General features: G+C 66.1%; 7 protein-coding genes and 1 pseudogene. 3 read left to right on the top strand and 5 right to left on the bottom strand.

Translation table 11 applies throughout. The features are described from left to right. Positions 1-1,176 precede the first annotated feature (1,176 nt). Positions 1,177-2,619 (top strand): PepSY domain-containing protein, encoded by a 1,443-nt coding sequence (locus AB0I82_RS35155; protein ID WP_363261553.1) that lies wholly within the window; start codon positions 1,177-1,179, stop codon positions 2,617-2,619. A 708-nt stretch (positions 2,620-3,327) separates the two neighbouring features. Next, on the top strand, positions 3,328-3,966 hold the full coding sequence (locus AB0I82_RS35150) for a LysE family translocator (RefSeq protein WP_363261622.1): 639 nt from the start codon (positions 3,328-3,330) through the stop codon (positions 3,964-3,966). Positions 3,967-3,994: 28 nt separating this feature from the next. On the opposite strand, the pseudogene AB0I82_RS35145 reads toward AB0I82_RS35150, so the two are convergent. From AB0I82_RS35145 to AB0I82_RS35125, 5 genes and pseudogenes are all read right to left on the bottom strand, one after another. After that, a pseudogene (locus AB0I82_RS35145) lies at positions 3,995-4,207 on the bottom strand (ATP-binding protein); the annotation flags it as partial. 597 nt (positions 4,208-4,804) lie between these two features. Then, positions 4,805-5,209 (bottom strand): DUF6009 family protein, encoded by a 405-nt coding sequence (locus tag AB0I82_RS35140; RefSeq protein WP_363261552.1) that lies wholly within the window; start codon positions 5,207-5,209, stop codon positions 4,805-4,807. Continuing rightward, positions 5,206-6,552, bottom strand: coding sequence for a phage/plasmid primase, P4 family (locus AB0I82_RS35135; protein WP_363261621.1), 1,347 nt, complete (start codon positions 6,550-6,552; stop codon positions 5,206-5,208). The genes AB0I82_RS35140 and AB0I82_RS35135 overlap by 4 nt, the downstream gene beginning before the upstream one ends. Positions 6,553-6,716: 164 nt before the next feature. Next, positions 6,717-7,772 carry a bifunctional DNA primase/polymerase gene (locus AB0I82_RS35130; RefSeq protein ID WP_363261551.1) on the bottom strand — a complete coding sequence of 352 codons (1,056 nt, stop codon included), beginning with the start codon at positions 7,770-7,772 and terminating at the stop codon, positions 6,717-6,719. A 947-nt stretch (positions 7,773-8,719) separates the two neighbouring features. After that, on the bottom strand, positions 8,720-10,186 hold the full coding sequence (locus tag AB0I82_RS35125) for an amidase family protein (protein ID WP_363261550.1): 1,467 nt from the start codon (positions 10,184-10,186) through the stop codon (positions 8,720-8,722). Positions 10,187-10,808: 622 nt separating this feature from the next. Between AB0I82_RS35125 and AB0I82_RS35120 the strand changes: the two genes are divergently transcribed. Beyond that, positions 10,809-11,621: a helix-turn-helix transcriptional regulator gene (locus tag AB0I82_RS35120; protein WP_363261549.1), complete on the top strand. Its 813-nt coding sequence runs from the start codon at positions 10,809-10,811 to the stop codon at positions 11,619-11,621. The last annotated feature ends 90 nt before the right edge of the window (positions 11,622-11,711 follow it).

The raw sequence follows: 11,711 nt of genomic DNA, 5'->3' as shown, positions 1-11,711 counted from the left end.
AAAGGCCCCGCCCTATCAACCGTGCCTGGTGGGCCATGCCGCCCGCACCGGTGGCCGGCTCCAGACCGAAGGCGTTCAACTGCGTCTGCTGATGTCATGACCTGAGAGTTTCTGGCCTTTTCGGCCGCTCTCGAGCGAATAATAAGAGGGAATCGCAGAGGCCCTCGTCACTCTGGGGCCTGTTCGTGATTATCGACTCGTGGCCGTGACGATGCTCCGGCCGTGACTACAGGGTGGGGTTCGCGCACGGTACGCGCCGCGGTGTTCGCGGCGGTGTGCGTGCTGCTCGCCGCTGTGGGGCATTCCATGGTCTCGGGGCCGCCGGTGCCCTGGTGGGCGTTGAGCGCCGGAACGGCGCTCATGGCCGGGATGGCTTGGCCCTTGACAGTCCGGGAGCGCGGTGTTGCCGTCGTGGTGCCTGTAACGGTGGCCGCGCAGGCGGTTCTGCACTCGTGGTTCTCGCTCGCCCCAGTGATTGCCCGATCGACAGCACGTGGTGGTCCGCTCATTCGGCGGTGGCTGGACCAGGTGTTGTGCGCAGCCGGAGGCCTGATCAAGTCTGTCTTCTCGGGTGCGGGGGCCGCGTCTGCGGGGCCCGGGGACCACGTGATATCCGCCGGACCTGCCACGGACGGCATAGGAACGATGTGCCACCACGCGGTCTCCGCCGCGTCGGCCGGTCTCATGGGGCCCGTGAGGGGTGCGGGGCACGACATGGATGGCTGGTCTCCTGCCGCCATGCTCGTGGCCCACTTGACGGCCGCAGCCGTGTGCGGCCTATGGCTGGCCTACGGCGAGCGCGCCGCATTCCGTCTCGCCCGTGCTTTTGCAGGAAGGCTGATCGCGCCACTGCAATGGCTGCAGGCGCCGGCTCCGCCGCATCGGCCGCGATGCCGCCCCCGGCATCCCAGTACGAACCAGCCACCACACTGCCTCTTGCTCTCGTGTGAGATCCCCACTCGGGGGCCACCTGAAGGGATACCTGTCGCCTGACGACAGCTGGCTCTCTGCTGTCGACTGCCGCCGACATTCGCGGCATCAACAGCGCACCACAGCATGCAAGCAACAGCGCAACAGTCCGCTTGTGCTCGTTCGGGCCGTTGCTCTGGACTCCCATGCCCGCGGCCGTTTCTGCGCGCGCTCGAGCCCGGGCATTCGCATCTGACAGGAACCCTTATGTCCGTTACGTTTGATCCGCATTCCGCTGAAGATGACCGCGACACCACCCGACTGGTCGCATCGCCTCCCGAGGACCGGCCCACCTGGCCATCGCTGCGTCCGTTGGTATTGCGCCTGCACTTCTACGCGGGAGTGTTCGTCGCCCCCTTCTTGTTTGTCGCCGCCGTCACCGGCTTCCTCTACGCCTGCTCCTACCAGGCCGAGAAAATTGTGTATGCGCATGAGCTGAGGGTCCCTGAGGGGAAGCAGAAGCTGCCGCTGTCACAGCAGGTGGACGCCGCACGCCGGGCCCACCCCGAAGGCACCGTCAGCGCGGTGCGCCCCTCGCCGGATGCTGGCACCACGACGCGAGTGCTGCTGGCCGGGACCCCTGGAGCGGAGGTGGGCAATACGCTCGCCGTCTTCGTGAACCCGTACACCGCGCAAGTTCGTGGCGCGCTGGAGCAGTACGGCACCAGCGGAGCTCTCCCGCTGCGGGCGTGGATTGACCACCTGCACCGCGATCTGCACCTGGGCGAACCGGGCCGGCTCTACAGCGAGTTCGCGGCCAGTTGGCTGTGGGTGATCACCGGTGGCGGTCTCATGCTGTGGTTTGCACGCCGTCGGGCGGCCCGAAAGGTCCGCCGAGCCAGCGGGCGCAGGCGGACTCTGTCCCTGCATGGCTCGGTCGGAGCCTGGGCGGCCGTCGGCCTGTTCTTCCTCTCGGCCACGGGGTTGACGTGGTCGACGTACGCTGGCGCCAACATCACCGAGCTGCGTGCGGCCCTCGGCCAGGAGACGCCCATCATCTCGGCGTCCGCTGCCTCAGGTGGCGAGCACGCTGAGCACCAGCACATGCCCGGCATGGACATGGGCGGCGAGGACGTGAGTCACAGCGACAAGCACGACGTCGGCCTGGACGCCGCGTGGAATGCCGCACGGGCCGAGGGCCTCTCGAGCCCACTGGAGATCGTCCCGCCCGGTGACGACTCGTCCGCTTACGTGGTCCAGCAGATCCAGCGCAGTTGGCCGGAAAAGCAGGACGCTGCCGCCGTGGACCCGACGACCGGCCAGGTCACCGATGTCGTTCGGTTCGCCGACTATCCACTCCTTGCCAAGCTCAGCCGCTGGGGTATCGACCTCCATACAGGCACCCTCTTCGGCATCGTCAACCAGGCCGTCCTCGCGGTGCTGGCTCTTGCTCTGGCTGTATTGGTCGTTCTGGGCTACCGCATGTGGTGGCAGCGCGGGCGCGAATCCGCCTTCGGCCGTCCGATACCGCGCGGCGGCTGGCGGCGCGTCCCGCGATACGTCCTCGCACTGCTGATTGCGCTCAGTGCCCTCCTCGGCTACGTCATCCCGCTTCTGGGCATCCCGTTGGCTGGGTTCCTTGTCATCGACTCCCTGCTCGGCGCCATGGATCGGCGGCGCGGAGACCAAGCATCCTCACCAGCGGCGTAACGGCTGTGGCGGGGCACCACCTCGGTGGTGCCCCTACCTGAAGGTGCCGCTGCGCGGGAGAGTGGTGGATGCGCAGTTGCCGTTCCTCGCAGCTGAAGGTGGCGTCTACGCACAGCAGGAGTCCTTACCGCGCTCACAACGTGAGTGGAACACCATTGAGGTGTGCACGAGCCTCCGTGATGCACGGGGAGGAGTCGCTATCTCTTCCTCCGCGTCCTCCGTGAGCTGTGCGGATGCCGGTCGGGCAAGTCGCGCCGACCGGTGGCAGGGCACGAGAGGTCTGTCTACAGCAAGACAGGCCCGTACGACCCGGGTCAACCTTCCGGAGCAAACACGGCGGCCCGGCTCAGGGGGAGGAGCCGGGCCGCCGTGAGCATTTCAACGGGGGAGCCAAAATGCTTTTCTGATCATGGAGGTTATGTGCGAGTGACGAGTTTCTAATCCTGGCGGACGGTTTCCAGACTCAAGATGGCTGATTCGTTCCAGGAAGCGCTGGGTTACGCAGCAAGCGGCCTGGCTCTTCGTCGCGGCTATGCCAGCCTGGCCGCAGGAGCGTGAAGTGGCTCCACTTGGGAGTCTGTTTTGGCCCCACTTGGGAATCTTGAGGGGTGATTTGGGGAGTGAGATTTGGCCCCGCCTCCGGGAGGTCGGACCGGGATGAGGCAATCGGCTGGAGGGGCGAGCTCTCCCCGTGCTTGCATGGGCTTCATGGTGTCTGCCGACCGTTTACTCGCCTTCGCGGCCATGTCGTTCCTGCTGATCGTGATTCCCGGTCCCAGCGTGCTGTTCGTGATCGGGCGTGCGCTTGCGCAGGGGCGCCGTGCGGCACTGACCACGGTCGTGGGGAACACGATCGGCGCCTATGTGCTCATCGTGGCCGTGGCGTTCGGAGTCGGTTCGGTGGTGGAACGCTCGGTGCTTGTCTTCACGGTGCTCAAGCTGGCTGGTGCCGCTTACTTGGTGTATCTCGGCGTCAAAGCATGGCGCGAGCGTAGTTCGCTGCAGGCTGCGGTCACGGGTGTGGGGGCTGGGCAGAGCGGTCTGCGCACGTTTTGGGAGGGGTTCGCGGTCGGCGTGACCAACCCCAAGACGATCGTGTTCTTCGCCGCCGTCCTGCCGCAGTTCGTCGACCGTGGGCAGGGGCATGTTGCGGGTCAGATGCTGGTGCTCGGCCTGGTCTTCAACATCATTGCTGTTGCTTCGGACATGGTGTGGGGGCTCGTCGCGGCCACCGCTCGGGACTGGTTCGCCCGTTCACCGCAGCGGCTCTCTCTGGTTGGCGGGATCGGTGGCCTCACCATGATCGGTCTCGGTGTCACCGTCGCCGCGACTGGCCGTAAGGACTGACCCACCCCGTCGGTCACGAGTATGGTCACTAGCCGGAGACTTGCTGTTGCGCCCGCGTCTGAGCGAGCCGGTAGGAGTCGGTCCCGGTCTCGATGATGTTGCCGCCGAAGGTGAGCCGGTCGACGATGGCCGCGCAGAGCCGAGGGTCGGTGAAGGTCTTCGTCCAGCCGCTGAAGCTCTCGTTGGATGCGATGGCGACGCTGTTCTTCTCCTCGCGTTCGGTCAGGACCTGGAAGAGCAGGGAGCACACCGATCCTCCCACCGCAACCCCGCGGATGGGGCCAAAACTCGCTCAAACGCCTTTCCCGCCAAGGGCACTGGGGCCACTCCTCACCCGTAGGTGGGGCCAGAACTGGCTCCCAGAATCACCAGCCGAACAGTCTGCCATCGCCTGTGCTGGAGAGGTGGCACTCGATGGTCACGACGACTGCCCATCCTTGTCGGCCCTGTCCTCCTATAGCTGGCACCGATCGTCGCCCCCGGGCCCTCGTCGCCCACTTCCTGGCCCTCACGCTTGCCAGGCCCCAGCGACACGCGGCCAGGCGACTTATGACTCGCTCTCCGAGCTCCGTCATCCACAGCACTGATGAACCCCGTTCGCAGCCGAATCCGTCACAGCCGGGAAGCGGTCGGTGCCCCTCGCGGGCCCGGGGTCGGGGGACCGCAGCCACCCGGGCGGGCATATCCGACGATCACGGCAGTCACAAGAGCACTGCATGTCCGTTCGCCCAGCTACACGAGAACAGGGACCTCTCTGAGCTCAGGCAGCGTCGTCTGGGCAGTGGGCTCCCACCGCAGCAAGCAGATGACAAGCACTGTGGTCTCGCGCTGCCGGCCGTTAAGTCTTGGGAAGTGTTATCCCCATCTCGCGCATTGCGTCGGATGCCGGCCCGCCTTCGGAGCGTTCTGTCTTGTATCCCTTGACTCCGGGCTGCAGGGTGCGGGGGTCGACCGCTTCGGAGGGAGCACCGGTTTCGTAAAGGCCTTTGGGTTGCTGGTCCCGGTCGTGGGGTGCGAGCCAGAAGACGCGGCGCAGGTAGGTGCCGGAGGCTCGGGAGGGTTTGGCTTCGGGCCCGAGAATGGCGTACCCGACCAGGCGGCCGTCGCGGTGATAGGCGGGCTTGCGGCGGCGGCCGGAGAGCCGGTCCAAGGACTGGCGGACGTAGTCCAGGGCATCGGTGTCTTCCAGCCATACGAGGTCGACTTCGTGGGTGAGGTCCTCGGGGTCGATCAGGGCACTCACACGGTCTCCTCGTCTGTATCAGCGATCAGGCCGATGCCTGGGTAGTACTTCTTGGAGTTGGACGTGGCCATGTCCTTCGGGGAACGCATGCCCAGTACTTCGCGGACTCTGGCGGCGAATGCGCGGGAGGAGACGGGGGTGGCTCCTTCGCTTTCGCACCAGCGGGCGTAGGCGAGGTAGAGGTGCTTCTGCTCGGCGCGCAGGCCAGCGTCGATCTTGCAAGACTCGCTCAGGAACCGTCCCATGTGGTCCTCAGTCTCCGCGTAGGCGGTGGTGGCCACGCGTACCCGCTCAGGTCCAGTGAGGTCCTTCTCGCCGCTGAGGTAGCGGCGGGCGCCGTTGATGAGCCAGGCCAGAATACCGGGGCCTTCCTCGGTGACGAGGATGTCGGCCAGGTTATCGACCTTGCGGGCGTCGGGGACCACGCGTTCGAAGGGGACAAGTCTCATACGGCGCCAGAAGGCGAAACCACCAGTGTTGACCTCGGGCCGGTGATTGCCCAGGACAAAGAGCTTGTGGGTGGGGTTGAAGGAGAAGAAGTCCTGCCGCATCCGGCGGGCCTTTAGCTTATCGCCGCCGGTGAGCAGCTTCACACGGGCCTCGTCGAAACGGTCGCCGGCCTTGAGCTCGGAGCAGACGATGACACGGCGGCCGTGAAGTTCGGCCAGGTCAGTGGGGTGGCCTTCGAAGGGACGAGCCATCAGAAAGCCGGGCGGCGCGGCATCCGCGTACTCCCCCAGGAGCTTGACCAGGACGTCGAGCAGGACGCTCTTGCCGTTCTTGCCCGAGCCGCACAGGAAGGCCAGGATCTGCGCACCCACATCGCCGGTGACGGAGTAGCCCAGCAACAGGTGCAGGTAGCTGATCATCTCCCGGCCTTCGGCGTCGGCGCCGAAAGTGTCCTGCAAAAAGCGCTCCCAGCGCGGGGTGGGCATCTCCTGAGGAGAGGTGGAGGTGGCACGGGAGTGGAAGTCGCGGCGCGGGTCGGGCGGGTTGATTCGACCGGTACGCAGGTCGACGATGCCACCGGGGGTGCACAGCACGTGGGGATCGGCATCCAGCGCGGCGGCGTCCAAGAGCATGCCGCGAGCAGACTTGGCCTGCAGGAGCATGGATTTGATGCCGGTGGTGGACATCGCGCGGTGGCGGGCGCGGCGCAGGTCGGCGTCGGTGTGGATACCGTCGGGATCGGTGGTGGCGAGGGATTCGGCCATGTCACCGGCGGCCCAGACGATGGTGTCGTGGTCGTCGGGGACCCAGCAGTAGCCGTTCCACTTCAGCCAGCCCAGGCCATTGGCGTGCTGGTAGTCGCCGGCGTAGAGGTGGGCGAAGGTCTTGGCCATGCCGCGGTCGGTGAGTGAGTCGGGCAGCACTCCGGCACTGGTCACCCGGTAGGGCAGCGCCGCCCCCTCTGGCGCGACCGAGGGCGGGGGACTTTGAGTGGGTAGCGGAGCGGGGGGCTGGGCCAAGATCTGGCGTGCGATCGCGGCAGCGTCGAAGGCGGCGGTCACGGGCGGCCTCCCGGGTAGAGCGGGCGTTGCGTGCCGGCCCGCAGGCCGTTGCGGATGATCTGGTCCGAGCGGGAGTGCAGGTGCGGCCGTGCGTGGTCGGCGGCGGCCAGAACCGCTTGGTGGGCGGCGTCTTCGGTGAGGTGGCCGGCGGAGACCAGGCCGCCTGCGGTGTAGGCGGCGCGGTTCAGTTTGTCGGAGAAACCCATGCCGGAGGGGGCCGTGGCGCAGCCGGCGACCTCCTCCAAGACAGTGGCCAGAGTGCGGGCGGCGGGCTGGCGGCCGCCGCCCGCGGCGATGACTGCCTGACGGGCTCGTGGAGCTGGCGCGGTCGCGGGGGGCACAGCGGGGGAGGACTGAGGGGAAGGCTCAAGGTGACCGGTGCGTTCCAACTCGTGCGCCAGCCACTGGGGCAGCGGAGCGGGAATTCGGCAGGACCCCAGAGGGGTGTAAGTGCCATCGGTGGTTGTGGTGCCGGGGGCAATGATGTATCCGCCGGTGGCGCGGACGTCGACCTGCCAGCCCAGCGCCCGGCTCTTGCCGGTGCCAGTTGAGCAGAGCCAGGTGCGCCCTTCCTCCTCCCGGTACCAGATGTGCAGGCCGCCGGAGGGAGTACGGACGCGCAGGGTTTCCTCGTCGGTGGCTGGGTCGGGTGCTTGGCGGAGGGCAGCCAGCACCGCCAGGGTGTGGAGGCCGCTGGTCCAGCCGGTGAGGTCGACCGTGTCATGGACAGGAATGCCAGGCAGCAGGCGGCTTCTGTCGGGCAACTGCTCATGATGGGTGTCAAGGTCAATGACAATCAGGCCAGCCGGACCGCAGGCAACACCCACACCGAAGCCCGGGTGTTGAGACCACCAGGTGTGGATCAGTGCCGGGTCGGTGGTCGCGCTGTAGAAGCCGTGACACCAGCGGCCGGCAGCGCGGCAAGGGCAGCCTTTAAGGCTGTGGCCGGGCATGGCACAGCGGGGGCAGTTCCGTGCGGGAGTCTTGCGGCCGGGCGACAGCGGATGCACCGGCCAGCAGGCTGTCGCGCACCACTGCGCGACAGCCTCCATGTCGGGGCGGAACTGTGCTTCGGTGATGGCTGGCCTTCGATTCGTGTGGGGACAGAGCCCTTTTAGTCGCTGCGGGAAAAGGCCCAGCTCAGGAGGGCGGGGCCTCTCTCGCAGCGACTGAAGCGACTCTAGTTCTGAACTGTTGCGATCACAGGCTAGCGGAGGAAGGCACCACGACGACGAACCCTGTCTACGCGGCGCTGCGGGAGCCTCGTTCCAGGGCGGTCGGCGCGGGGCCCGGCATTCCTTCTTGGCAGGGAGCGACCCAAGCGACCGAACATCGGGCATGCCATCCTCGTGACCCGCCCTGACTGCCGGGCGGAGTCAACTCCTGGGTCGCTTGAGTCGCTGCGATCAACAAGGCTCCATGCTTCGGTCGCTCCCTGCCTCCAGAAAAACGGCCTCGCCCTGGTGCGAGAGCGAGGCGAGCGAGCCCTGTCAGGGGGAGTCGCTGAGCTGAGTACCGAACCTGAGCGACCGACAGGACTTCGGTCGCTTTCTCCTCAAAGGGCAGAAGTCGCTGGTCAGGGCCGTTTGAGAGGCTGGCAGCGACTGGAGCGACTCTCGTTCGGAATTACGACGACATTCGCGTGTGCGCGTGCGTGTCATAGATACCAGTCTTCAGTCGCTTCAGTCGCTGTCTAGGTTGGAATGACATGTTGACCTGCACATTTAACAAAAACTCATGACGGATCCGTCCTCACAGCCAGTCGCTGGAGCGACCTTTCAGTCGCTCTTCCTCAGTCGCTGCCGTATCTCCAAGCGACTCGACCAGGCGGCCCCCCGTCAGAGCAGCACCCACCGGCCGGAGCTGCTGCTCTTGAGACCAGGAGGTGCGACAGTCTCCTGCCCACCTAAGCTGAGCCCCGCGCCGCGTTCCCAGAAACCACGGTGGGACAGGACGGCCCTTGCGGTCCCGCACGAAGACGGCTCACCGCGGACACCTGCTACACAGCAGGCCGCCGCTGTGCCCACGGTTGCGCATGCTCAAGCTGGGCCGCCAACCGCAGCATCTGACCGTCGGCTCCCAGACGACCAACGAACTGCACACCAAGGGGCAGCCCCTCCCCGGACCAGTGCAGGGGCACGCTCATCGCCGGACGCCCGGTGATGTTCGCAAGCTGGGCATACGGCACCCAGCCGAGATTGTCGCTAATGAGCTGATCGACGAGCGGAGTGAACCTGAGTAGCCCGCCAGCACGGGCCCGCAGCACAGCCTTCTGCGCCCGCTGGACAGCGACAGAAGGGGTGAGCGCGCCGATGAGAGGTGGAGGTGTCGCGGTAGTCGGCGTGAGCAGCAGATCGTAAGAGGCATGAAATTCCGCTAGGCGCATCACATGCACCTGGCGATGTTCCATCGCGCGGATCAGTTCGACAGGGCGGATCGCCCGGCCCAACGCAGCCATAACCAAGGTATCCGGCTCGAAGCCGGAGTTATCAGCACCGGTCCTTCGCTTCGCATCATCAACGGCATACGCCATGTAGGCGAACCAAGTCGTCAGAAACATCCGGGCCAAGGCCGCGTCATCATAGGGTGCCTGCTCGAGCCACTCGACGTCGTGGCCGAGCTCGGACAGAACGTCAGCCGCGTGTGCCGCAGCGGCGAGAGCCTCCGGATGAGGCCGGGAGTTGATGGCGCTGGCCGTGCATATGCCGATCCGGAGCCGACCGGGAGGACGCCTGACCTCCTCGGCAAGAGCTCTGCCTGGCTGTGCCCCAAGGTAGGGGGCCTCAGCAGTGGATCCCCTCAGCACGTCCAGCATGACTGCGGTGTCACGGACCGAGCGGGACACCACGCCGTTGGTCGCCGTTCCGCCAAGGCTTTCACCAACCGCGGGCCCCGCCGGCACCAACCCGCGCGAGGGCTTGAGGCCGAACAGGCCACACGCGGAAGCGGGGATGCGGATAGAGCCGCCCCCATCGCTCGCGGCCGCGCACGGGACAATCCCAGCAGCAACCGCCGCCGCCGCGCCCCCGGAGGAGCCCCCCGGGGTATGAGCGAGGTTCCAGGGGTTGCGAGTCGGCCCGAACAAGACCGGCTCTGTGACTCCTTTGGCCCCGAACTCAGGTGTGTTGGTTTTCCCAAAGACAGTAAGCCCGGCACCCAGCCAACGCTGCACCACGGTGGCGTTCACCGACGGCGCCGCAGAAACCAGGGCCCGGCAGCCGTCGCTCGTCGGGTGACCGACCAGATCCTGGTGGAGATCCTTCAGCAAGAAAGGGACGCCCACGAACGGCGCGTCCGGTGTCTCCTCCACGTCCGGCGGCTCGAACTCGGCGATGATCGCATTGATCCTCGGATTGACCTCAGCCGCACGAGCACGGGCTGCCTCCAACAGCTCGGCGGGCTTGACCTCACCGGAACGAACCAACTGCGCCAGGCCCACAGCATCGTGACTCAAGTAGTCATCCATCACTCATCTCCTTCGCACCGAGAAACCACTGTCGCTCTCCTCTCCACAACACACCAACGCCATAAGCAGGTTGGTCCGACGCTGAAACACCGCACCCTGAGCTGGAGCGCTTCTCCACACGGCTTGTGGCGCCACCCCCGTCGCCGTAAGCGCTGTCCGCTCTCGGCTGGCACCCCTGCGCAGAGACTTCGACCAGTCGCCGGAGAGGCAGGTGGCCGGGTAGTGAGGAGGAGCCGCACCCCGGCGGCTGCGGAGCCGTGACGGCGATGTCAAAAGTTGCCCAGCTTCCCCCAATGTCCAGCTTTGCTGCAGAGAGAACGGAACCCGGAGACGGGTGCTCTCCGAGTCGATGCACCATCAGCTATGGTCTTGGCTCGAACTGTTTCAATGTGGCTCTGACCAGCGCAAACAGTGGCTGGTTAGATGCGGAAACGGCCCTGCGTCCAAGCACGCCAGGGGTAGCTGAAAAGGCTGCGGGTAACCAGTTCGTGATGTTGAGCTTGTCGTCGCGCTGAGCTTTTCAGCTTCATGGACGGCAGGCAGGGCAGGGCGCCTGAGTCCCACGCCCGCTGAGGCCGCGGGGCTATATATAGCGCTCCGGCGCCTGACCGAGGAGGTACCGGTGAGACAGAAGCACGGAACTGACAACGACCCCGACAGCTCTGCACCACAGCGACGCACCGATCTTCTCCCTGCCCTGTTACGAGCCTGGCGGCTGGAGGCGGGGCACAGGCTGAAGCGTGGAAAGCCCCTCACCCAGCTGGAAGTCGCCACTGAGGTCGGTGTCAGTGAGAGGTGGTACCGGAACCTGGAAGGAGGGGAGCAGGTTGCCCTGAACGCCTCCCGGGTCAGCCGCCTCGCCGACGCGCTCGCTCTCGGCCCGGATGAACGGATGGCTCTCTACTCGCAGACGCTGGGTGGCATGCCGTCAGATGTCGCGTCGAGCGGGAGAGACGAGGAGGTGCTCGGCCTTCACCGCCTGGCCGACACGGCTACCACCAATCTTGCGTACCTCACCGACGCCGTGTGGAACATTGTGGATTACAACTCACGCATGGCTGAATGGTTTCCATGGGTGCGCTCACCCGAGGCGAATCTCATGCACTGGATATTCCATTCCCCCGAATCGCGGAAACAGCTCGTCGACTGGGAAAAGCATGCGGAAATATACCTGGCGCAGCTTCGCTTCGCGTTGGCCTGTGAGCCTCGCGATTATCGCCTCGAATCACTTCTGCAGTCGATACTCGTCGACCCGGAATGCCGCCGGATGTGGGAACGGGAGACCCGAGTGGTTGCCTACCGTCAAGGGCACCGGTACAGGCTTCGGCTCCCGCACGTCTCCTCTGAGGAGCTAGAGGTCACCAGCCAGGTACTGCTCCCCGCCTACTGCCCGGATCTGCGCCTTGTCATGGTGGTGCCGTCAGAGCAGGGGTGAATCGAGGGCGCCGGGACCAGCACCTGGCGCCCGCCGGACTTACCACGTCCGACCGCAAGCGCACCGGCAGAAAACTGCCGATTCGCCAAC

The organism is Streptomyces sp. NPDC050315, from assembly GCF_040655775.1.
GTDB lineage: Bacteria > Actinomycetota > Actinomycetes > Streptomycetales > Streptomycetaceae > Streptomyces.
The sequence above is the reverse complement of the archived record's forward strand: the minus strand, read 5'-3'. Positions and strand labels throughout refer to the sequence as shown.

Excerpts from the sequence above, each read along its gene's own strand:
- AB0I82_RS35155 (WP_363261553.1), top strand. The coding sequence starts at position 1,177 with ATGTCCGTTACGTTTGATCCGCATTCCGCTGAAGATGACCGCGACACC.
- AB0I82_RS35150 (WP_363261622.1), top strand. The coding sequence starts at position 3,328 with ATGGTGTCTGCCGACCGTTTACTCGCCTTCGCGGCCATGTCGTTCCTG.
- AB0I82_RS35135 (WP_363261621.1), bottom strand. The coding sequence starts at position 6,552 with ATGGCCAAGACCTTCGCCCACCTCTACGCCGGCGACTACCAGCACGCC.
- AB0I82_RS35130 (WP_363261551.1), bottom strand. The coding sequence starts at position 7,772 with ATGGAGGCTGTCGCGCAGTGGTGCGCGACAGCCTGCTGGCCGGTGCAT.
- AB0I82_RS35125 (WP_363261550.1), bottom strand. The coding sequence starts at position 10,186 with ATGGATGACTACTTGAGTCACGATGCTGTGGGCCTGGCGCAGTTGGTT.